This window comes from Fibrobacterota bacterium, assembly GCA_019509785.1.
Lineage (GTDB): Bacteria > Fibrobacterota > Fibrobacteria > UBA11236 > UBA11236 > Chersky-265.
Genome location: JAEKLQ010000027.1, coordinates 73,846 through 95,756, shown reverse-complemented (window position 1 = coordinate 95,756; position 21,911 = coordinate 73,846). Strand labels below are relative to the sequence as shown.

At 60.6% G+C, this 21,911-nt stretch carries 17 protein-coding genes; 10 read left to right on the top strand and 7 right to left on the bottom strand.

Annotated elements, in window-relative coordinates:
- Positions 1–620 precede the first annotated feature (620 nt).
- The 6 genes from JF616_06110 to JF616_06085 all read left to right on the top strand — a co-directional run bounded on the left by JF616_06110 (position 621) and on the right by JF616_06085 (position 8,989).
- Positions 621–1,685, top strand: a complete 1,065-nt coding sequence (locus JF616_06110; GenBank protein MBW8887320.1) for a DUF1080 domain-containing protein — start codon at positions 621–623, stop codon at positions 1,683–1,685.
- Between the two features lie 199 nt (positions 1,686–1,884).
- Positions 1,885–3,360 (top strand): hypothetical protein, encoded by a 1,476-nt coding sequence (locus tag JF616_06105; protein MBW8887319.1) that lies wholly within the window; start codon positions 1,885–1,887, stop codon positions 3,358–3,360.
- Positions 3,361–3,461: 101 nt separating this feature from the next.
- Positions 3,462–4,991 carry a hypothetical protein gene (locus JF616_06100; GenBank protein ID MBW8887318.1) on the top strand — a complete coding sequence of 510 codons (1,530 nt, stop codon included), beginning with the start codon at positions 3,462–3,464 and terminating at the stop codon, positions 4,989–4,991.
- A 5-nt stretch (positions 4,992–4,996) separates the two neighbouring features.
- Entirely contained in the window at positions 4,997–6,487 is a 1,491-nt protein-coding gene (locus JF616_06095) for a hypothetical protein (GenBank protein MBW8887317.1), read from the top strand.
- Positions 6,488–6,554: 67 nt separating this feature from the next.
- On the top strand, positions 6,555–7,223 hold the full coding sequence (locus JF616_06090) for a hypothetical protein (GenBank protein MBW8887316.1): 669 nt from the start codon (positions 6,555–6,557) through the stop codon (positions 7,221–7,223).
- An 11-nt stretch (positions 7,224–7,234) separates the two neighbouring features.
- Entirely contained in the window at positions 7,235–8,989 is a 1,755-nt protein-coding gene (locus JF616_06085) for a hypothetical protein (GenBank protein ID MBW8887315.1), read from the top strand.
- Between the two features lie 58 nt (positions 8,990–9,047).
- On the opposite strand, the gene JF616_06080 is transcribed toward JF616_06085, so the two are convergent.
- The gene (locus JF616_06080) at positions 9,048–10,004 is read right to left on the bottom strand and encodes a DUF1080 domain-containing protein (protein ID MBW8887314.1); all 957 of its coding nucleotides are present in this window, start codon (positions 10,002–10,004) and stop codon (positions 9,048–9,050) included.
- 166 nt (positions 10,005–10,170) lie between these two features.
- On the opposite strand from JF616_06080, the gene JF616_06075 reads away from it, so the two are divergent.
- The 3 genes from JF616_06075 to JF616_06065 are packed head-to-tail and all read left to right on the top strand — an operon-like array spanning position 10,171 to position 11,653.
- Positions 10,171–10,524 carry a 4a-hydroxytetrahydrobiopterin dehydratase gene (locus tag JF616_06075; GenBank protein ID MBW8887313.1) on the top strand — a complete coding sequence of 118 codons (354 nt, stop codon included), beginning with the start codon at positions 10,171–10,173 and terminating at the stop codon, positions 10,522–10,524.
- Complete coding sequence (locus JF616_06070) at positions 10,521–10,982, top strand: hypothetical protein (GenBank protein MBW8887312.1); 462 nt, start codon at positions 10,521–10,523, stop codon at positions 10,980–10,982. Before JF616_06075 ends, JF616_06070 begins: the two co-directional genes overlap by 4 nt.
- Positions 10,979–11,653 (top strand): hypothetical protein, encoded by a 675-nt coding sequence (locus JF616_06065; protein ID MBW8887311.1) that lies wholly within the window; start codon positions 10,979–10,981, stop codon positions 11,651–11,653. The genes JF616_06070 and JF616_06065 overlap by 4 nt, the downstream gene beginning before the upstream one ends.
- Before the next feature lie 34 nt (positions 11,654–11,687).
- On the opposite strand, the gene JF616_06060 is transcribed toward JF616_06065, so the two are convergent.
- From JF616_06060 to JF616_06035, 6 genes are all read right to left on the bottom strand, one after another.
- Complete coding sequence (locus JF616_06060) at positions 11,688–12,773, bottom strand: Gfo/Idh/MocA family oxidoreductase (GenBank protein ID MBW8887310.1); 1,086 nt, start codon at positions 12,771–12,773, stop codon at positions 11,688–11,690.
- Positions 12,774–12,839: 66 nt separating this feature from the next.
- The gene (locus tag JF616_06055; protein ID MBW8887309.1) at positions 12,840–13,967 is read right to left on the bottom strand and encodes a Gfo/Idh/MocA family oxidoreductase; all 1,128 of its coding nucleotides are present in this window, start codon (positions 13,965–13,967) and stop codon (positions 12,840–12,842) included.
- A gap of 170 nt (positions 13,968–14,137) precedes the next feature.
- Entirely contained in the window at positions 14,138–15,376 is a 1,239-nt protein-coding gene (locus tag JF616_06050) for a TIM barrel protein (protein ID MBW8887308.1), read from the bottom strand.
- 226 nt (positions 15,377–15,602) lie between these two features.
- Positions 15,603–16,370 (bottom strand): ThuA domain-containing protein, encoded by a 768-nt coding sequence (locus JF616_06045; GenBank protein ID MBW8887307.1) that lies wholly within the window; start codon positions 16,368–16,370, stop codon positions 15,603–15,605.
- Positions 16,371–16,459: 89 nt separating this feature from the next.
- Entirely contained in the window at positions 16,460–17,233 is a 774-nt protein-coding gene (locus JF616_06040) for a hypothetical protein (protein ID MBW8887306.1), read from the bottom strand.
- Between the two features lie 150 nt (positions 17,234–17,383).
- Positions 17,384–20,086: an AAA family ATPase gene (locus JF616_06035; GenBank protein MBW8887305.1), complete on the bottom strand. Its 2,703-nt coding sequence runs from the start codon at positions 20,084–20,086 to the stop codon at positions 17,384–17,386.
- Between the two features lie 287 nt (positions 20,087–20,373).
- Between JF616_06035 and JF616_06030 the strand changes: the two genes are divergently transcribed.
- Positions 20,374–21,870 (top strand): hypothetical protein, encoded by a 1,497-nt coding sequence (locus JF616_06030; protein ID MBW8887304.1) that lies wholly within the window; start codon positions 20,374–20,376, stop codon positions 21,868–21,870.
- Positions 21,871–21,911: the final 41 nt, after the last annotated feature.

The following is a 21,911-nucleotide window of genomic DNA, read 5'->3' as shown; positions in this document are numbered from 1 at the left end:
ACCTCCCCTAAGGCCCCGCCGGAACGGCGGCGGCAGCCCTAAAAACCGCGTCGAATATAGGAATTTAGCCCTCCGCTAGGATCAGAGTTCCCGCTTCAGGCGGTTGCGTTCGCGTTTCCGTGCTGGTTTGTCACCGGATTTCCCCCAGGATTAAGCAGACGCGACCGCAGCGAAACCATGCTGCGGACGGTCATGCAATGCGCCCCGGCAAGTGCGGTTTTATACGAGGTAAAACACCTACCGCGGACCTATTTCTTGTGAGCCCAATAAAAAACCCATCATTTATTGCATAAAAACGCCATAACTTAGGACAAGTAGGCCTGGCATACCGAAAAAATAGGGTCGGTCCTATTTTTAGGGGGCCATGCCGAAAAAAGGAAACTAACCTCATGCGAAAGGCTTGAGCGATCTCATCCTTTCAGGCATGGATACGGAGCGCTACCAGAACGCTGCAATACCCATTCCCCAACCTCCGAAATACGCTCCGTTCGGCCTGTCTAACCGCCAGGTTTCCGGCTACGGGGGGCAAAGGTCAGGGAAAGCGGGATTCTGAGGCGACCTGGCCTTCGGCGCTGCCGGTTTTGTTCTAGGGGTACTACGACTTCGAGGGGAGTGGATTGATGAAAAAATGGATTATTGCATCACTGGCCTTTTATTCCTTAGGCAACGGGATCGCGCGGGCGGACGATAACGTCCTGACCCCGGTTGAAACGGCGGAAGGATACAAACTCCTTTTCGACGGTACCCTGAAAAGCTTCCAGGATAATTTCGTGGATTACGTGAAAGGGGATTCCACCAACACCAACCTCGACGCCGGTTGGAAGGTGAACACCACCGACAAAACCCTCACCCTCCCCGCCGGTACGACGAACAACAAAAGCGATACCCGTTCCAAAAAGAAGTACAAGGATTTCGAACTGCGTTGGACCTATAAGACCGACGGCAACGAGGGAGTCATTTACCGGGCGTTCGTGACCCAGGATCGCATCTGGCTGACGGGCGTCGAGTACGCCATCAATAACGTGACCAACCTGGGGAAGGATAATCCCGGAGCGGCCTACGATCTGTACGCCCCCCCGAATCCGGTGCCTTACAACGATTTCTCCACCGGCAAATGGAACACCGCCCGCATCGTTTGCAAAGGGGACAGCGTCGAACATTGGTCCAATGAAGTCAAGGTGGTCGGGTACAAGTACCATAGCCAGGACTTTTGGACGCAATATAACGTGAGCAAATGGGTGTCGGAAGGCCCCCGTACGCTTACCAACCTGGTCCCCGGCCGCCAAGACGTAGGTACCGGATTCATCACGGAAGGCTATATCGGGCTGCAAGGGGATCATGGCGGCAAATGGCAGATCAAGAACTTCATGATCACCGAGTCCCCTTGCTTCGGCCCGATCAAGCCCGATGGTTCGGTATGCCCCTCCACCGGGCTCGCGGGCGACAAGGCCTTCCATGGCGGCTTCCCGGTTTTCCGCACCGGCGCCGGCCTGGAGGTGGACCTGCCTGAAGGCAAGGCGAGCGCCGCCCGCCTGGTTAGCCTGGACGGCACGGCAGCGAACCATGGGCTTATCTCGGAAGGCGGCCGGAAGGCCATCTTCACCGGCAACCTTAAGGCCGGGATCTACTTCCTGAAGCTGGACATGGCAGGCGGATCCGTGACCCGCAAGATCAACGTGTTCTGATTCCTCAGGCGAAATCCTTCGCTTCCGACCGCGCAAGGGCGGCCTTGGCATCCTGCCGGCGCCGCCTAACGGCGCGGCGGGCCATAGGTAACATGGGTGCTACCTGGGCCACGATTCCCTTGCAAGATATGCGGCGAGAGAGCAGATTTCCCAGGTTTCCGAATTCAATTACTCGGGCAGTTCCAATTTCCGGGGCGAGATGATGGTGCAAAAAATCGGCCTTATAGCCATAGGCGCGGGGCTCGTGGCCGGCGCCTGGTGCGAGGATATCCAAGTCGAATATAAGCCGCTCGCGTTCGGCGGCTTCTCCGAGTTCGGATTGATGCGCAGCGGCCAATACGGCCAATTCGACTTCAAGAACGAATGGGTGGATCATTTCGGCGCTTACGTCTCCCAGTCCGCACAGGCCGGCGGGAACCTGGCCTTCGACGTGGGATTGGGAGGCGTTTTCGAGTACCAGAAACGCGAAGTGATCTCTTCCCAATGGGGCGGCACCCAGTACAAGAATTTCTTCACCGGCCCTTCCGTGGCGGATATCCGTTACGGGTCGCTGGCCCGCGACGGGCAGGGCTTCGGCCTTCAATTCGGGATGTTCGACTATAAGTACAATCGCGACGCCAGCAACCTGGGCGAATACTTGTTCCGATCCGGGGCCTATCCGGGTTACGTCACCTCGGGCGGCCTATGGTTCGTAAACAACTCGTCGGTCCAATTGCAAGCCCTGCGCGCGGCCTACGCCTCAGGAAACCTCTCGGCCGATTTTTTCCTGATCACGGAAACCTCGATGCCATCCCTCTATGACCTATCCGCGGCGGCCGTAGCCAAGTACCGGACCGCGGGCGGCTTGCTCGAGGTCGGCGCGGGACTCAATTACAAGCATCTCGTACCGGTGAAACCTTCGCTGACCACCCGGCATCACCCGACCAACGCCTACTTCGAGAAGGACGGGAAAACCTATTCCGCCAACGATGCCATCTACCTCGAGTCCTCCAATTTCTACCGCCGTCGCGCCGTAGAGGATCCCGCCCACGCGGCCGACTATATCGCCCGCGCCGACGCGGATAAGTCCACCGCGGATAGCGTTCGGAGTTGGGTGGACAATGCGGCCGCCGACAACATCCAATTGCACTACTTCACGCAGAGCGGCCTTATCGCCATGGTCCGCGCGTCCCTCGACCTGAAGAAGCTGTTCCCTTCCCAATCCATGGGAGAGCAGGACCTTAGGCTCTATTGCGAGGCCGCCATCCTCGGCGTCAAGGACTATCCGGTATTCTATACGGACATCAGCCAACGGATCCCCATCATGGCGGGCATTAACTTGCCGACCTTCGGCATCCTGGACCTGCTTTCGGTCGAGATGGAATACTATAAATCGCCCTACCTGAATTCTTACGGCGCATTAGTGAATTTCAATTCCGCCGTGCCCGACCTGGTATTGGGCAGCGACAAGGTGCGTTCCGTATCCTCCTATGCGGACATCACCAAGAAGGACGATTTCTCCTGGTCGATACTGGCCAAGAAACGCATTGCCGGAAGCGCCTACATCGCCGCCCAGGCGGCCCGGGACCATATCCGCACCGTGAGCATCGAAACCTGGACCGCCCCCGAGCCGACCCAGGTGCTGGGCCGGCCCGGCGATTGGTATTGGATGCTCCAATTCGGGTTCGGCATATGAGCGCCGCGGACGCGATTGCCCGGCAGGTGGTTTTGGGTCCCAACGGCCCCGCCGTTGGGCAGGGCACGGCCTGGATGGCCGGGAACGGAAGGGGAGCCGGCATGAAGATGAACCGGATCGCGCTCCTGATTTGGGCCGCGCTTGCCATGGGGGCCAACGCCGAGGATAAGCCGGAAGTCAAGTTGCGCCCGCTCCAATTCGGGGCATTGCAGGAATTCGGGATGATCCGCAAAGGCCTGTTGGGATCCACGCCCATCCAGGAAATGAACAATGAGTGGGTCGATCGGTTCGGATCGTATTTCGTCCAGGAAGCGGTGGTCGGGAACAACCTGGTCCTGCAAGGCGGCCTGGGCGGGATTTTCGAATTCCCCAAGCCGGAGAAGTCGGGCGAAGAGTTCGGCGGCAGCCAATACAAGCTGTTCTACATCGGGCCTTCGGTCGCCAAAGCCATGTACCACTTCGGCGGCGTCGAGCAGGACTGGATCAGCCTGGGCGGAGGCATGTTCCCGTTCAAATACAACCCGGACGCCAACGACCTCGGGGATTACTTGTTCCGTTCCCAGCCTTACCCTACCTCCATCATGACGGGAGGCAATGGCGGCCTGACCGCCATCGGCGATCAGACCACGGTACTGCAGGGCTTTCATGGCCACGCCGGCCTGGGTAAACTGACCCTGGATGCGCTGCTGACGACGGAGACCGGCCTGCCGCCCCTTTACGATTGGTCCCTGGCATTCCTGGGAGACTTGCAACTAGGCGACGGCCTGCTCGACATCGGGGCGGGAGTGAACTTCAAGCGCCTGATCCAGATCAAGCCGGAAAAGACGCGGGTGGAAGACTTGGAGAACTCCTATTTCAAGAAAAGGGGCGTATGGTTCTCCGGCGACGCGGCCTATTACAAGAATCCCGCCTCCTTCCTGACCAGCAAGGCGAGCGAGGCCTACGCGAAGAATACCCCGGCCGACAGCGCCATTGGCAATGCCTATACGGCGCGCAGCCACGCCCTGAGCGCCATCGTCGATTCCCTGGCCCTAGGCGGGCCGTGGGTCGATTCGACCGGGCATGTTCCCGGCGCCCAGTACTACACGCCCGCCGGCATCATGCTCATGGCCCGGGCCAGCCTGGATCTGAAGAAGCTCATCCCTGGAGGCGATTTTTCCCCTTCCGATCTCCGCCTGTATGCCGAAGTGGCCGTGCTGGGAGTCGAGAGTTATCCGGTGTATTACAAAAAAATCACCGAACGCATGCCCATCATGGTAGGGTTCAACCTGCCTACTTTCAAGTGGGTGGATCTGTTTTCGGTACAGTTCGAGTACTTCAATTCCCCGAACCTGAACAACACCTATACCATGGGACAGAAAAACTGGGCCGTTCCCTATCTCCCCGAGGATAACCTGTTTTCCGGGAGGGAATGGAACGATCTGACCACCAAAGACAATATATCCTGGTCCATTTTGATGCGGAAGCGGGTGCTGGGAGGGCTCACTTTCAACGCCCAGGTCGCCCGGGATCACATGCGCACCATCGGCACGGATTGGTACTACGGATCGCGCTTCGAGCCGAACGAAATCCTCCACAAATCCTCGAGCTGGTATTGGATGTTCCAGCTTGCCTGGGACATAAAGGGGTAGCGACCATGCACACGCCCATGCACATATCGGCCTTGGCCCTCGCGATTTTCGGGCTGGCTTCCGCCGTTGCGGAGGATGATGTCAAGGTCGTATCGAAGCCGATGGCCGTCGGCGCCTTTTCCGAGGAAGGCATGCTTGCGAAAGGCATTTACAAAATCGGGCCGAGCAATGTCGGGGAAGTCTGGACCAACGACTGGATCGATCATTTCGGCGCCTTCCTCAGCAAGGAGGCCGTCGTCAACGATCGCCTTTTCCTGTCGGGCGGCCTGGGAGGGGTATTCGAGTACCGCAAGCCGGAAAGGTTGGACCCGGGCTTTTACGGCAGCCAGCGCAAGGGATTCTTCATCGGCCCTACCAAAGCCATGGCGGATTATCATTTCGGGGATCCGGCAAATCCCTGGCTCACCCTCGGCGCCGGCATGTTCCCGTATAAGTACAACAGCGAGGCCTCCGATCTAGGCGAGTACCTGTACCGCTCGGGGGCCTACCCGGCCTACACCATGACAGGCGGGTACGTGTTGGTCAACAACGCCTCGGCCGATCTCCAAGGCGCCAAATCGTCCCTGAGGCTGGGCCATTTCCGGGCGGACTTTCTCCTGACCACGGAAACGAACCTGGCGCCTCTTTACGATTGGTCCCTCGGCATCATCACGGGCTATTCCATCGCCGACGGCCTGCTGGACGTGGGCGCCGGGGTGGATTTCAAGCGCCTCATTCCCGTAAAGCCCTCGCGCACCTCGAAGCCCTCGGCCACGAACGCCTACTTCAATTATCAAGGCAAGGACTATACGGCCAATACCAATTATTACAGCTATCAGGCCCAGTTCTATTACAAGAAGCACACGGCCGCCGATAGCGCGAAGGCCGCGGCCGCCCAAGCGGATTTCGTTCTCGTAGACTCCTTGACGGATCCCGCCCGCACTCCGGCGTCCCCCAAGCTCGAATATTTCACGAATGCAGGCGTGCTGGCCATGGCCCGGGCCACCCTTGATCTCAAGAAAGCCTTCGCATCGGACATGTTCGGCCCCGAGGATTTGAAGTTTTATTCGGAAGTGGCCCTGCTCGGGGTGCGCAACTATCCGGTTTTCTATACCAAGAGATCGGAACGTATGCCCATCATGGCCGGCGTGAACCTCCCCGGCTTCCGCTTTCTCGACCTCATCTCCTTGCAAGTAGAGTGGTTCAAATCCCCTTGGCTCAACAATACGGCCCAGATCGCGAACGAGGCCATTCCGCTTCCGATATTCCCCATCCCTTCGGACACCGTCGCTTCCAAAAACGATTGGAATGATCTGGCCAAGCACGATGATTTCAAATGGAGCCTGCTGGTCCAGAAGAAGATCGGGAAGTTCATTACCATTTCGGGCCAAGCCGCGAACGACCATATGCGAATGGTGTCTTCCCGTTATTTCTACGGTCCGCAATTCGACCATAACGAGATCACGGTCGGCAAAGGGGATTGGTATTGGATGACCCAGATCGCTTGGGGCATCTGACGCGGCTCGTATCCTGGACCTACTTGCTGCCTACGACTATAGCCACTTTTTATCAGGAGGAATGGAAATGAAGGGATGGATAACCAGTACGATGGTATTTGCCCTGGCCGCTACGGCTTTCTCCCAAACCCGCCCGCGGGATCCGTGGGTATATCGGACGGCCCTTAACCTGGATAACGCCTCCCGGCCGAGCGGTAACAAGAACCGATTGGTGGCGGTCCTCCTGAACGCCAATTTCACGGCGTTCTACAGCACCGAAAACGGCGGCCTGTTCATGACCCGTACCGGCACCGCCAAAGACAACAACTCCGCCTACACCCAGACGACATATGGGCAGGTGCAGACCTTCAGCGGAGGGGCCATCCTGCACCAGAACAAGGCGGCCGCCTTGTGGGATTTCCAGGACAACGGCGCCACGGCCACGTCCCGCACGGTTTTCCGCGGCTATACCTTGAAAGGCAATGCGGTCACCTTCCGCTACTCCATCCTCGCCAGCGCCAACACGGTGGAGATCGCTGAGACGCCGGAGTACGTGGCGGGCGGCAGCGGCGGCATCCGCCGGGCCATCGCCGTGAGCGGGCTCGGCACGGGCCAAAGCGTGCGCCTGAAGCTCAACGGAGGCGTAGCCACCGAGACCTGGACGGCCCAAAGCGGTGGCGCCATCTCGGGCACCAATCCGATGTACCTGACCATTTCGGCAAATGGCACCGCCACCCTCAACGGGACCTGGAATTGAGAGGAAGCAACATGAAGAATCCTTTGTACTCCCTGCTGATTCCCTGCCTGGCCGCCAGTGCCGCCATGGCCCAAGTCCATCCCTCCTACACGCGCGAGGGCGCTACCTTCACCCCATCCAACCTTTTCACGCCCCCGGCCTTGAACGCGGCCTTACCCCTCACGGGCGGCATGGACGTGTTTCCGGACGGCCGGGTGGCCTTGGTGGAATGGGGCATTCCGGGTTCGGTGTTCATCTTCTCGGGCCTGGACAAGGGTTCCAGCGGGATCAAGGTGACGCGTTTCGCCACGGGCTTGGACAATGCCATGGGCCTGAAAATCGTGGACAACGTCATCTACGTGATGGAGAAGGAAGCCCTGACCCAGCTCCTCGATACCGACAGCGACGGGGTGGCCGATCAATACAACAGCATCAACGAGGCCTTCCCTTCGGACAACGGGATGCTGAACTTCGCCTATGATCTGGGCTACCTGAACGGGTCCTTCTACGCCGCCTTGTCGTCGGACGTGCATATCGGCGGCCCGGATTGGGGTTCTCCCGAGTACGGGGGCTCGGCCCTGCCGGGACGCTCCACGCTCTATAAGCTCAACAAGGACGGAACCAGCTCGGCCTACGCCTGCGGCTTCCGCAATCCCAACGGCATGTGGACCAACGGCGAGGACCTCTTCGTCACCGATAACCAGGGAACTTGGTTGCCTTCGTCCAAGGTGATCAACGTCAAGGCGGGAAAGTTCTACGGGCACCAGACCAATCCGGCCAACGCCTGCCAGACCGCCAACAACAATGCCGAAACCCCTCCCTTGGCCTGGTCCAATTACGCGGACGGGACCGATGCGACCGGCCGATCCTGGGGGAACGGCGCGGTGCTGAGCCAGGGGACGTATGCCGGCCAGATGCTGGTGGGGGAAACCGTACAGGACCATGCGAACAAGATCGTCCGGGTATTCACCGAGAACGTCGGCGGCGATTTGCAGGGATGCGTCATTCCCTTCGTGAAGAGCGGCATCGACGGGGTGTTCCGCATCAAGGAGGGCCCGGCCGGCCGGATCTACCTGGGGCTGGCGGGAAGTTCGGGAAGCTGGAACGGGCGAGCCGCGATGGTTTCGGGCTTTGACGTCCTGGCGCCCAACGGCAAGTTGGCCTTCGACGTGCTGGCCGTCCGCAATCGCTCCAACAACAGCTTCGACATCGAGTTCACCAAGCCGGCGGGAGCATCGGCCGCGGTGGCCGCCAATTACAAGGCGCGCATCTGGCAGAATATCCCCGCTTCGGGTTATGGCGCCGGCAACATGTCGAATGCGACGAACCTGACTGTGAGCTCGGCCGTCCTTTCGGCCGATAAGCTGCATGCGACCTTGACCCTATCCGGCTTGCAGACGGGCCGGGTCGTGAAAATCAACTTCTCCAACATCACGGCTGATGACGGTACCGCCCTCTTCGCCAATTTCGCGCTCTATACCCTGAACAAGTTCGGCCCGGGAACGGATTACAAATTCCAGCCGACTACGGGAGTAGCCTCCAAGGCGCCGGAAGCCGCCTGGAGGATGATATCCGGGAAGGATGGGAATATCCTGCGCTTCCTTGGCGACGCATCGGCTCCCAAGGATATCGCGGTCTATGACCTGCGCGGCGCCAAGCGCTTGGAAATGCGTGGGGTCATGGGCTCCGAGGTTCGCCTGAATACCTCTACGCTCAGCCGCGGGATGTACATGGTACGGGTCAACGTTGCGCAAAAGGCCAGCTCGGGCGCGCTCCTTATTCCCTAGCCGAGCCGTTCCAATCGGTGGATGCAAACGGGCCTAGCGAAAACCGGTTATCGAACTTTCAGAGTCCTTTGACGGGCAAGGCCTGTCCCGTCAGAGTCAAGGCTTGGGACCCGCGCACAACGCTCAAGACCCCGGCTTCCATCCGCAGCGCCGGCTTGACGCCCGCCTTGGGCAGGATCCGGTAATCGGCTATGCCGGTGGTCCCGTAAAGGGAAGCGTACAAGGGATCTTCCTTGAACAGCTTGATGTAGATATTGCGGTAACGCACCGGCACGCCTTCGGATTGCCACGCCACCAGACCGCTTTTCAGGACCTTATCCACCTGGTTGGGATTGTTGGCCGGCCCGACATGGGGATTCGAATACTTGATCATGGTCTCGCCCCGTACGAAATGGGCCAGGCTGTCCGAGCCATGCACCTCGGCCTCGACGAGCACCCATTCGTTGAGTGCCTCGGCCGGTTCCTTCACGCCGAGGATCTGGCGGGAGTTGTCATCCTTGGCCCCGTAGGTAATCAGCGGCGCCGTGGGATCATAGCGGGGGGCACCGCTTCCGGTTTTCGCATGCACGGAGACCCATACGCTGCTGATGCACCAAACCTGGCCGATGCCTTGGGTGGGATCGCCCTGGCATTCGATGGAGCGGGGGAATGAGCCGAACAGGACGGGGTCGCCCATCTGGACATGGACGATCATGCCGCAATTCCCGATTTTGGTAGGCTCCATCTGCTCGAAGCGGATGCGGTAATGGGAAAACGACTGCTTGAACATGATATGGCCGGTAGGCGTTCCCGAGACCACGATGGTGTCCTTGCTGAACTTGAAGGTATTGTCCGGGAAGGCGTTATTGCTGCTGGTCGGGCTGTAATAGGTGAAAAAATCCTGGGGATTATCCCCGCGCCACAGCTTGATCCATCCCGCCGAATCCGGCTTAGGGAGCTGCACCGTGGAGGTTTGCGATCGGGCCGCGGCAGCCAAGGATAGAATGACCATGGAAGCGCGGAATACCTTACCCATTCCCATCATGCCCTTGCCCCGTTCGTAAGCCCGAAAAAACCCCGGCCCTAGGCAAATCAATATAGCGTAGGCGTAAGCTTCTGGCCTGGTATCCCCCGCGGGAAGCGTCGAATCGTTATTTTATCTTCATCGGATGGCCGGGAGCGGGCGGCCTTGGGAGGTTCGTATGCAGGAATTCGAATCGTTGGCAGAGCGGGATTGCAAGCCGAGTAAGAAAGGCGCGCCGCCATTGGCGGGCGAAGCCCTGGAAAAGCTGAAGTCCGGATTGGGCCATGACTGGAAAGTACGGGATGGGAAGAAGCTCGAAAAGCAATTCGACTTCAAAGACTTCAAACAGGCGCTGGAATTCACGAACCGCGTAGGGGCCCTGGCGGAAGCCCAGGATCATCATCCCGACATCGCCCTCTCCTGGGGCAAGGTGGGCATAACCTTGTGGACCCACGCGGTCGGGGGCCTATCGGATAACGATTTCATCCTGGCGGCCAAAGTGGAGAACCTTCCGCGGCCGGCGGCGGGATGAAAACCCCGAAGCCGGATCCCGCGCGCATGAAACTCGCGGGGACCTATCTCATCCGCCGTCTCATCGTCATCGAAGCCATCTGCTTCGCCGCGCTCATCGTTTTCATTTCCATCGACGATGAATGGCTCATCCCCAAATTCATCGGGAAGGATTTTCCCATAGGCAATTCCCGGCTGGCGGGACTCCTGGATACCATCTGGGTCGCATGCCTGTTCATACTGGCCCTGTATATCCAGATGAAGATCCTGCATAAGATCCGCCTTTTGGAAGGGATGATGAGCGTCTGCGCGAGTTGCAAGAAGATCCGCGATGGCGAGAACCACTGGAGCCCCATCGAGGAATACATCCAAAAGCGCAGCCATGCCGATTTCACGCATACCATTTGCCCGGACTGCGGCGTCAAACTCTACGGGGATCTATACGTGCAATCCGTTAAACGCGTCCAAACCGGCCCTTGAGAATCGGAATACCCGCTTGCCGGGCCATCGCGATTTGCGCCATCCTCGTTCCGCCCGCAGCGGCAGGCAGGATCGAAGCCTTCCTGGGTTCGGGCATGAACTTCGGGGACGCGGCGCGCTTTCGTCCCTACCGGTCCACGGAAAACGTCAACTATATCCCCCATGCCGGCCTATCCTTGACCCCGGGCCGGGATTGGAAATTTACGGGGACCTGGACCTGGGTGGATGCCCATAGCTTCTGCCTTTTCTGCGACTCCCGGTTGGAGGAAAAATATTCCCGCCAGAACCTGGGGGCGGCGCGCAGGATCCTGCACGATTCCCTCACCGCGGCTTTCCTCGGGGCCGACATCATGCGGCAGACGGGCGTGAACCGGTACACCTTGGTCCAAGGCGGATTTCCGAACGGCGACTCCTACAGCGGGGCGCTCATCGATCGGTATGAACTAACCGGGGCGGGCATCACGGCGGAACTCGACTTCGCCGGATTCATGTCGGCGGGGACCCGAGTGGGCTACTCATGGTTGCGTGAGCGCAGCCGATCCAACAATCTGATGGAATCCATCGCTGACGGCGATGAAGTGCGCCCCATCGTCTTCGCCTCCGGGGAAAGGGGAGCGCCCGTTTCCGTCGAAGTTTATTTCCGGCTATCCTTGCCGGCGATTCGTTGGTGACAATGCTAAGGTCGGAATCCCGTCAGGACGTCCCTTAGCGAATCTCCACCGGCCGGCCCGTTTTGGCCGAAGCGTAGATTCCGTCGATGATTTTCATCAGCTTCACGGCCTCGTCGGCCGTATTCAGCGGCTCTTCCTTCCCTTCCAGGTGGAGGGCGAAGTTCTTGGCGGAGCGCGTGCGGCCCATGGCCTCGTCCGGTTCCGTAACGATGTTGCGGTTCACGGAATAGCCGTTCTCCTGTGTATACAGCTCGCAGGTATCGATGCTGGTGGAATCGATGCCGTCCACCTTGAACAGGCGTTGCATCATGCCGCCCGCCTTCTGGCCTTGGAACACCACCGAAACTTCCTCGCGCTTGTTCATCTCCGCCCACGAGTTGCGGATGGAGAGGATCTGGCCGGACTTGAAGGTCACGAAGCCATGGGCGGCGGCTTCCACGTCGGTAACGCCGTTCTTGACGTCCGGGATGCCCCAGGGCCCTTTGAACGCGGGGTTGCCGATATGGCCGTCGAAGGTCTGCCCAAGCACGTAAGCGGGCTCGGGATAGTCCATGAAGTGGAGGGCGAGATCAATCATGTGCAGAAGATCGATCAAGGGGCCTCCCCCCGACATCTTCTTATTGGTGAACCAGCCGCCGAAACCGGGGATGCCGGTGCGCCGGATCCAGGAGGCCTGGGCGGAATCGATGCGGCCGACAGCGCCGGAGCGGATGTAATTGCGCATGGCGTAGGCTTCGGGCCGGGCGCGGTTGTTGAAATTGAACATGAGGATCTTGCCGCGTTGCTTGGCGGCGGCGGCCATTTCCTCCACGCCGGCCGCGTTCAAGGCCGGCGGCTTCTCGCAGAAAACGTGCTTGCCTTGGGCCAGGGCCTCCAGGGCCAGGGATTGGTGGAAGGCGTTGGGCGTGATGATGGAGATGGCGTCCAGATCCTTCAGGGCGCTATACATCTCGCCCGCGCCGCCGAAGTGCTTGTCCACGCCGTACTTCTTCGCGGCCGCCGCGGCGGCTTCGGGATTCATGTCCGCGATGGCCACTACCTCGGCCCCGGCGCTCCGGAAGCCGCTCACGTGATAGGCCGCCATCCACCCCGCGCCTACGATGCCGATCTTAACCGCCATGTTACCCTCCTCGCCGCTGCATGCGTCCCGTATCGAGTCCTTGATCCCTTGACCTGATGGCGGCCCTTAGGCCTCCATGCGGGTCCACTTGCTGCTGGATTTGTTGCTCGCCAGCAACGCGTCTATAAACGCGACGCCGATCACGCCGTCATCGGCGGTGGGATGGTCCAGGGCGGGGATATTCTGCCCGGCTTGCAACGCCCGTATGCCCTTATAGGCTTCCCGGTAGATGTTGGCGAAAGCCTCGATATACCCGTCGGGATGGCCCCAGATCAGGCGGGCGGCTTCCTGCGCCTCCTTGCAGAGGTTGGAATTGCCCTTGGACCAGCGGGTGATGGTGCCGGCAGGATCCTTGACCAGCAGGTAATTGGGATCCTCTTGCCGCCACTCCAGGCCCAGCTTGGTTCCGTACACGCGGATGCTGAGGGGATTTTCCTCCCCCGCGGAGATCTGGGAAGCGTAGAGGATGCCCCGGGCGCCGCCCTTGAAGTGCAACAGCAAATTGCCGTCATCCTCGAGCCCGTTCCCCTTCACGAAGGTGGTGAGGTCGGCGCATACCTCTTCGATTTCCAGCCCGGTGATATAGCGGATCAGGTTCTCGCCGTGGGTCCCCAGATCCCCCATGCAGCCGGAGCCGCCGGCCACCTTGGGATCCATGCGCCACATGCCGATGGCGTTCCCCGGGCTGGTGATGAGCCCGCTCATCCAACCTTGGGGATACTCGCAAACCACCTTGTTGATCTTCCCCAGCAGGCCGCTCTGCACCATGTGGCGGGCCTGTTTGACCATGGGATAACCGGTATAGTTGTGGGTGAGGGCGAAGACCTTGCCGCTCTTCTTGACCAGTTCCCGCAGGGCCTTGGCATCGGCCAAGGTGGTGGTCATGGGCTTGTCGCAGATCACGTTGATGCCGGCCTCCAGGAAGGCCTTGGCCGCTTCGTAGTGGCTATTGTTCGGGACCACGATGGAGACGAAATCGATGCGCTTGTCGGCCGGAAGCTTGGCTTCCTTCTCGGCCATTTCCTTGAAGCTACCGTAAACGCGGGAGGCATCGAGCCCCAGTTCCTCGCCCGATTTGCGGGACTTCTCGGGGTCGCGGGAAAAGGCCCCCGCCACGAATTCCGCCTCGTTGTCCAAGGTCGCCGCCATCCGGTGGACCGGACCGATGAAGGCCCCGATGCCGCCGCCGACCATTCCGCCTCTAAGTTTCCGCTGTGCCATGGCTCATCCTTCTTCTGGTTGCGATTTTTGCTTCGAAAGGGTACGGGATTTAAGGGTACAGGGTAAAGGGTAAAGGGTTAGAAACGCCTCTATTTTCCCCAACGCCCTTAACCCTGTACCCTGTACCCTTAACCCTTTCTTTATCAGGAACGGTAGGCTTCGCGCCCCACGCCCTGCACCGCGATCCCCTGCGCCTTCATGCTCTCGTGGAGAGCGAACATGCAGCCGGCGGTCTCGTCGATGCAGCGGGTGAAGGCCAGCGAGCCTTTGAGGATCGGCTTCAGCTTTTCCTTGTCCTGGATGCGCGCCGGCGGATATTCGTGTTCCACCAGCAATGGCGTCTCGGCCACGTTGAGCTGCAAGAGCTCGCGGGCGGCCAACTGGTGATCCAGCCAATCCACCGTGCGGTTCTGCAGGTAGGCGAGCGGGTCATGCTTGGCGGTGCCAGGCAGTTCATGCATGCTATAGGAAACCTGCTTCTTCCAGGCGTTGAGGAGATCGGCCGGGTTTTCCGAGACCTTGCCGTTCTTCCAATCGCCGCGTTGCGCGGCCTGGCCCTGATAACCCCAGGCGGCGACGCCCTTCGGATCGATCACCTGGCCCTTGACGTGGAAGCCCGCGATGATGAAGCCGTAGCCCTCGTCCTTCAGGTACTGGAAGTTGGCGCGGGTATCCTGGCCCATCAGGATGGCATGGGACGGATCGTAATGGACGCGGAAAGCGTCGCCCACGCCGTGCTTCTCGGCGATGCGGTGCAAGGCGATCCAGGCGGCGGGCACGTGCCCGATGTTGTTCACCCAGAGATCAGTCGGATTCCAGCCCGGCATGGGGCATTGCTCCACCCGGTATTGCAGCCCGCGATCCTTGGCGGCCTTCAGGAGCGGCACGAATTCCTTTTCGAACATGTCGTAGTTCTGGTCCATCGACAGCTTGATGTTGCGCCCGATGAAACCGCACACGGCCTTCAGCCCCAGCAACACCGCGGCGTCCATGCAGCGGATCATGAAGTCGTGCTTCTTCTTGCGGTTCGCGTCGTGATCGACGAGCATGTTGTCGAAGTAGGCCAGGTCGGTCATGCCCACCCGGGTTTCCTTCATGGCCGCGAGCACGCGCTCGGCGCGCTTGCGATCGAAGGGCTTGCGCAGATCGAGGTGGTTGGCGGTCGGATCGAGCATGGCCTCGGCGGGCACGTCGCTCTCGCTGGGATGCAGGGCGGACGAGAGCTGGATGTTGGGGACTTCCAGTTCGCGCGCGAATTGCAGCCAGTCCTCGATCGCCTTATCGGGATCGGCATCGCGGATTTCCCGGGGCGTGAGTTCCTGGAGGGCGGCGGTGAGCACGCCCATCTTCATGAATTTCGGTTCGAAGGGTTTCACGGCCATGGCCATTCCTTTCCGGATGTGAAGGCGCGAAGAATTGCGGATCCCGCCTTCTCCCGCATGCGGCAGCGGTGATATATAGATTAATGAGGCAAAACGGATCAAGGGAGGGGAAAATCCGCCTCCCGGAAGCTACCCGCGGCCAGCGCGGCTTTTGTACCGACCAGCGCGTGAATTATACCCCCGGCCCAGGCCGTAGCGGCCCTGCAAGCCGGCACCCGGCGACCGATTAAGTCAGCGGTTGCGCCGGATCCTTCTCGTTACGGCTGGCCTGCGCGAAATGCCGGGGAACGCCCCCCGCGCGGGCCCTTTCCGCCGCGGAGAATTCGCCCCCCCAGCGGGCGGCATTGGTGAGGATTTGCAGGATGTCCGGGCGGTGGTAGATGGGATAGGTCTCATGCCCCGGGCTGAAGTAGAAGATCCGCCCCAACCCGCGGGTGAAGGTGCAGCCGCTGCGGAACACGTTCCCGCCCGCGAACCACGAAATGAAAACCACCTGGTCGGGCTCCGGGATATCGTGCCGCTCGCCGTACATCTCGTGCTGGGGCAAATCAATGCGATCGCCGACCCCGCGGGCGATGGGGTGGCCGGGGGCGATGTTCCAGATGATCTCGCGTTCGTCCGCCTCGCGCCAGCGCAGGGAGCAGTGGGTCCCGAGGAGGGCGGTGAACACTTTCGACGCATGCCCCGAATGCAGCACCACCAGGCCCATGCCCGCCAATACCTCGGCCTGCACCCGCTTCACGATGGCGTCGTCCACCTTGTCATGCGCCAGATGCCCCCACCAGAACAACACGTCGGTGCCCGCCAGGACTTCGGCGGTAAGGCCGTGTTCGGGTTCATCGAGGGTGGCGGTGCGGGCGCGGATGCCGGGATGCGCGTTCAAATGCCCGGCTATGGCCGCATGGATGCCTTGCGGATAGATCTCTTGCGGCTTGCCGGGACGCCGCTCGTGGATGAACTCGTTCCAGACGGTCGCGTTGAGTACAAGGGACATAGGGCCTCCGAGGGGGTCGGAGGAAAATAATTAGAATGCGGGCGTAGGAAGGTTTTCCGGAAAACCGTCGAACCGCGGTTTGGAAAGCCTTACGGCCGCACCAGGAAATGCATCCCGTTCCCGCTCGCGGTCTTCAAGCGCACCAGCATCTCCGCCTGCGCTTTCGGCAATTGCCAGGCGCCTTCCGCGGCATGGGTCGCTTGGCCCAGGAACGCGCCGCGCGTATCGTAGCATTCCACCGCGAAGACGCGGTTCGCCTTCAGCCATCCGCCGCCCAGCTTGCCGTCTTTCACCCAGATATCGCGGGAGAACCCGGGCGCGAGGGGGATGATGCCGGTCTGGGTGGTCAAGGTCAAGGTCGCGAGAGCCGCTTCCACGTCGGCATACGGGGCCTTCACCCCTGAGACGATCGACATGCACGCGATCGAAAAGCTGACCCCGGTGGAGTTCAGGTAGTACACCCGGAATTCGCCCTTCTTCAAAGTGGTCGACATGCCGGTGGCTTTCGAAACGGCGGCGCTCAACTTGGGCAGGCTGTCGTAAGTGAATTTCTGCCAATGCACATCGTACTTCCCGATGGTCATGCGCCCGCTGGAGTCCTTGGTAATCTTCCCGCCCAGGCTGTCCGAGTAGGCGGCGGTCAGGGAGTCGAGGTTGGGAAGCGACGTTCCGAGGTCCGCGGTCATGGTCGCCATACCTTGTAGCCCCAGGTATTTGCCGAGGATGGAATGGGTCTGCACGGTATCCCAGGCGGTTCCGAAACCGATGGAGTAATGATCGCCGGAAAAGGTCTTAGCCTGGGCCGTACGCGGCAACAGCACCGTGGAGCAAACCGCCAGCATGGCGATGATGAACTTGGACATCCGACCCCCCTATCCCCTCGGCCGACTGGAGCCGGCCGATATTCAATATAACGCGCGGGGAGCCGATTTCCTGCGAGGTATTGGCGGATTTCCCTGAATTACCGGGAATGGAATGGGCGGTCCCGCCGGGGGAACCGCCGATTCTAGCGATTAATCGACTTCGATGAACTCTTCGTCCTCCACGTCTTGCTTGGCGCCCGCCGCAGGCTTGGACTTGGGGTTTTTGGCCCCCGGCTTGGCGGCCGCCTCGGCAGCGGCTCCGGGAACCGCCCCCGGGGTGGTGTCGAAGGCGAAAGCATCGTTGCGGAAGTCCACCTTCAAGGCATCGCCGGATTTCAGTTCGCCCGCGATGAGCAGGCGGCTGAGCGGGTTCTCCAGATGGGTTTGGATGTACCGGTTGATGGGCCGCGCCCCGTATTGCGGATCGTAGGACTTCTCGGCCACGGCCTTGGCCGCTGCCGCCGTGATCTCGGCTTCGATGCCGCGATCGCGCAGCCGCTTGGAAAGGTCGCGGAAGCGCAGCTCGGCGATCTTGACCAACTCTTCCTTCGCCAGCGATTGGAAGACGATGATCTCGTCGATGCGGTTCACGAATTCGATGCGGAAGAACTTCCGGATGTCCGGCATCAGATCGTCCACGGTGATGGGCGATTCCGCGGCGGCGAACTTCTGCGAGCCGATGTTCGAGGTCATCACGATGATGGTGTTCTTGAAAGATACCGTCCGGCCTTGCGAATCGGAGAGGCGGCCCTCGTCGAGCACCTGCAAAAGGATGTTGAACACGTCCGGATGGGCCTTCTCGACCTCGTCCAGGAGAACGACCGCGTAGGGCTGGCGCCGCACGGCCTCGGTCAATTGGCCGCCTTCCTCGTAGCCTACGTATCCCGGAGGCGCGCCGATCAGCTTGGAGACGGCGTGCTTTTCCATGTACTCGCTCATGTCCAGCCGGATGACGTAGTTCTCGCTGTCGAACAGGAACTCGGCCACCGCCTTGGTCAGCTCGGTCTTGCCCACGCCGGTGGGCCCGAGGAACAAGAAGCTTCCGATGGGCCGGTTCTCGCGGCCCAGTCCCGAGCGGTTGCGCAGGATGGCGTGCGACAGGGCTTGGATGCCCATGCGCTGTCCCACCACGCGCTTGGCCAGATGGTCCGGCAGATTCAGCAGCTTGTCCTTCTCCGCTTCCTGGAGGCGCGTCACGGGGATTCCCGTCCAGCGGGAAACCACCTCGGCGATTTCGTCCTCGGTCACCTCTTCGTGGAATTCGATGCCGCCGACCTTCACCTGGGAGGCCGCATGCTGGGCCTCTTGCAACTTGCGTTCGGCCTCGCGCAGGGTCTTGTATTTCAGCTCCGCCGCGCGGTTGAGATCGTATTCGGCTTCCGCCTTTTCGATTTGCTGCTTGACCTTATCCACCTCTCCCTGCAGCCCCCGCACCTTTTGGATCTGGCGCGCATGGGCCTCCCATTGGCGCTGCATGGTTTCCACCTGCTCGCGCAACGACGCGATTTCGCCGCGGAGAACCAGCAGCCGTTCCTTGCTTTTCTCGTCCTTCTCCTGCTTAAGGGCCTGTTCCTCGATCTGCATCTGCAAAAGGCGCCGGCCCAAGGTGTCCAATTCCTCCGGGGCCGTGTCCAATTGCGTCTTGACCATGGCGGCGGCCTCGTCCATCAGGTCGATGGCCTTGTCCGGCAGGAAGCGATCGGCGATGTAGCGGGAAGACAGCTTTACGGCGGCCACGATGGCGTTGTCCTGGATGCGCACGCCATGATGCCGGTCGAAGCGCTCCTTGATGCCGCGCAGGATGGAAACGCTTTCGTCGGGGGTGGGTTCAGGCACGGTCACTGGCTGGAACCGCCTCTCCAGGGCCGCGTCCTTTTCGATATGCTGCTTGTATTCGTTCAAGGTGGTCGCGCCGATGCAGTGCAGTTCGCCGCGCGCCAGCTTGGGCTTCAGGAGGTTGCCCACGTCCATGGATCCTTCGGTCTTCCCCGCCCCGACGATGGTGTGCAATTCATCGATGAAGAGCAAGGTCCCTTGCTCCTTCTCCAATTCCTTCAGTACGGCCTTGAGGCGTTCTTCGAACTCGCCCCGGTACTTGGCCCCGGCGATGAGAGCGCCCATGTCCAGGCTATAGATCTTCTTGCCCTTCAGGGATTCGGGCACGTCCCCCTTCACGATGCGTTGAGCCAAACCTTCCACGATGGCGGTCTTCCCCACGCCGGGCTCCCCCACCAGTACGGGATTGTTCTTGGTCTTACGCGACAGGATGCGGATCACCCGGCGGATCTCCTCTTCGCGCCCGATGACCGGATCTAGCTTGCCTTCGCGGGCCCGGGCCACGAGCTCATGCCCGTACTTCTCCAGCACCTTGTATTGTTGCTCGGCGTTCTCGCCATGCGCTCCGGCGCCCTCGCCCTGGCCGCTGTTCCTGTTCTTCATGAGTGCGCCTTTCAGCTTCTTGAAATCGATCCGATGCTTATCCAAAACGCTTTTCAAATCGAACATCTCCGCCTTCTCCAAGGCCAGCAAGAGATGCTCGACGGTAACAACGGTATCCCCCATGTCCAGGCTGATGCGCTTGGCCGCCTGCAGAACCTTGTGCAGGTCGGGAGAGGTGCGGTCGCTTTCGCCGCCTTGCTCCTTCGGCTGCCTCGCGGCGGCGGCTTCCAGATCCTCGGCGAAGGCGATGGCTTTGACGCCCGCATCGGCCAGGGAAGGTTCGAGGAAATCGTAAGCGGAGCGCATGAGCCCGGCGGCCAAATGCAGGGAGGTCAGCTCCACGTGCCGGCCCTGGAGCTTGATCTCTTGGGCCTTCTGGAGGGCCTCGTTGGCCATGTGGGTGAGTTCGTTCATAGAGCCCCCAAAAAGCAAAGCGGGTGCCGGAAGGTACCCGGACCGATAGGCCTTATTTTTAAGATAAATTCGCCCATGGCCGGTCCATCGATGTGCCACGTTGAGACATGCGTTTCCTCCAGTGAGACGATTTGGCGAGGAAGGCTGCCTCGATGTTTCCCGAAGCGTACTTCGTCCGGCTGCCTATATTTACCCTCAAATCCCATTCCTGTTCGGGTTCCAGACGGAACCGGGCTTTCCATGCCGAATCGGCCGCGACCTAGCGGCCATATCCAGTAGAGAGAAGAATGCTTAGAATCGTTCCCATGTTCCTTGCCGCCGCCCTAGCGCTGGGGCAGGCCCAGACCACGCGGCCCATCAAGTGGGCCTGCATCGGCAATAGCATCACGGAGGGCGCCGGTGCCACCGTCGCCTACCCCATCCAATTGGGAAACAAGCTGGGGCCGGCCTTCCAGGTGGAGAACGACGGCGTATCCGGCTGCACCTTGCTCAAGAAGGGCGATACGCCGTATTGGACCAAGGGAAAGCTGGCGAACGTCTTCGCCTTCAAGCCGGATATCATCTCCATCAAGCTCGGCACCAACGATTCCAAGGATTACAATTGGACCCATAAGGCCGACTTCGCCCAGGATCTGCAATCCTTGATCGATACCCTGGGCCGGATTTCCCCGAAACCCCAGATTTGGCTCTGCCTGCCTGCGCCCGCCTGGGCGAACGGCTTCAGCATCAGCGGAACCGTCATCGAGAACGAAGTGATCCCCCTCATCAAGCAGGTCGCACAGAGCAACAATCTCAATATCATCGATACCCATACGCCCTTGCTCAATAAGAGCGCCCTCTTCTCGGACGGCGTACACCCAAATGACGAAGGCGCCGACTCCATCGCCACCGCCATCTTCCGGGCCTTCAAGGAAAAAGCCACCCGCATCGCGTGCATCGGAAACAGCATTACGGACTACGCATTTCCGGGATCCGCCGCGGACGCGGTGGAAGCGGACGCGTATCCGATCCGATTGAATATGCTGCTGGGCCGCGGTTATTTCGTCGAGAACGACGGCGTTACCGGCCTGTACATGCAGAAGGACGCGCAACCCGCTTCTTCCTATTGGGGGAAGCTCGGAAGGCTTCCGCAGGTGTTCGCCCTGAAACCGAATATCATCACCGTTAAACTCGGCACCAACGATTCCCGCGCCGCGGACTGGAACAAGGCCCGGTACGTGCGGGATTACCGTGCCATGGTGGATACGTTGCGCGGCATCCCTTCGCATCCCGTCGTTTGGGCGGTTTTGCCCGTGCCCGCCTGGCAAGTGAACGGCGCTTGGCCCTACAACGGCATCAGCAACGACATCATCAAGGACTCCACCATTCCCGCCATACGCCTGGTCGCGGCGGATAAGGGCCTTCCCATCATCGATCCCAACACCCCTTTCCAGAACCTGAAAAGCCTGGTCCCGGACGGCGTGCACCCCAACAAAGCGGGCCAGGATTCCCTGGCGCATATCTTCTATCGCGCCCTTTCCGCGCCTCCGACCCGCTTGGCCGCCCGCCGCGGGATGCGCGCCTATCCGGAAGCCACCCTGCGCGGGGACCGTCTGGAACTGGCTTGGCCTGGCCGCTTGCCCGCCCGTTGGGAGTTGATTTCCCTGGCCGGTAAAATCCTGCGCTCGGGTTCCATCCCGGGCCCGCAGCTGCAGGCCATTCCCGTGCAGGGACTGCCGGCCGGAAACTATTTCCTGAGCGTGATATCGCCGGAAGGCCTCGCGGCCAAGCGTTTCAGCCACTGAATCACATCGTCCGGTAAAAACCGCTCAAGTCCGCATCCGGG

Coding starts and splice junctions, on each gene's coding strand:
- JF616_06110 (MBW8887320.1), top strand. CDS start 621: ATGAAAAAATGGATTATTGCATCACTGGCCTTTTATTCCTTAGGCAAC.
- JF616_06105 (MBW8887319.1), top strand. CDS start 1,885: ATGATGGTGCAAAAAATCGGCCTTATAGCCATAGGCGCGGGGCTCGTG.
- JF616_06100 (MBW8887318.1), top strand. CDS start 3,462: ATGAAGATGAACCGGATCGCGCTCCTGATTTGGGCCGCGCTTGCCATG.
- JF616_06095 (MBW8887317.1), top strand. CDS start 4,997: ATGCACACGCCCATGCACATATCGGCCTTGGCCCTCGCGATTTTCGGG.
- JF616_06090 (MBW8887316.1), top strand. CDS start 6,555: ATGAAGGGATGGATAACCAGTACGATGGTATTTGCCCTGGCCGCTACG.
- JF616_06085 (MBW8887315.1), top strand. CDS start 7,235: ATGAAGAATCCTTTGTACTCCCTGCTGATTCCCTGCCTGGCCGCCAGT.
- JF616_06080 (MBW8887314.1), bottom strand. CDS start 10,004: ATGGGTAAGGTATTCCGCGCTTCCATGGTCATTCTATCCTTGGCTGCC.
- JF616_06075 (MBW8887313.1), top strand. CDS start 10,171: ATGCAGGAATTCGAATCGTTGGCAGAGCGGGATTGCAAGCCGAGTAAG.
- JF616_06070 (MBW8887312.1), top strand. CDS start 10,521: ATGAAAACCCCGAAGCCGGATCCCGCGCGCATGAAACTCGCGGGGACC.
- JF616_06060 (MBW8887310.1), bottom strand. CDS start 12,773: ATGGCGGTTAAGATCGGCATCGTAGGCGCGGGGTGGATGGCGGCCTAT.
- JF616_06055 (MBW8887309.1), bottom strand. CDS start 13,967: ATGGTCGGCGGCGGCATCGGGGCCTTCATCGGTCCGGTCCACCGGATG.
- JF616_06050 (MBW8887308.1), bottom strand. CDS start 15,376: ATGGCCGTGAAACCCTTCGAACCGAAATTCATGAAGATGGGCGTGCTC.
- JF616_06045 (MBW8887307.1), bottom strand. CDS start 16,370: ATGTCCCTTGTACTCAACGCGACCGTCTGGAACGAGTTCATCCACGAG.
- JF616_06040 (MBW8887306.1), bottom strand. CDS start 17,233: ATGTCCAAGTTCATCATCGCCATGCTGGCGGTTTGCTCCACGGTGCTG.
- JF616_06035 (MBW8887305.1), bottom strand. CDS start 20,086: ATGAACGAACTCACCCACATGGCCAACGAGGCCCTCCAGAAGGCCCAA.
- JF616_06030 (MBW8887304.1), top strand. CDS start 20,374: ATGCTTAGAATCGTTCCCATGTTCCTTGCCGCCGCCCTAGCGCTGGGG.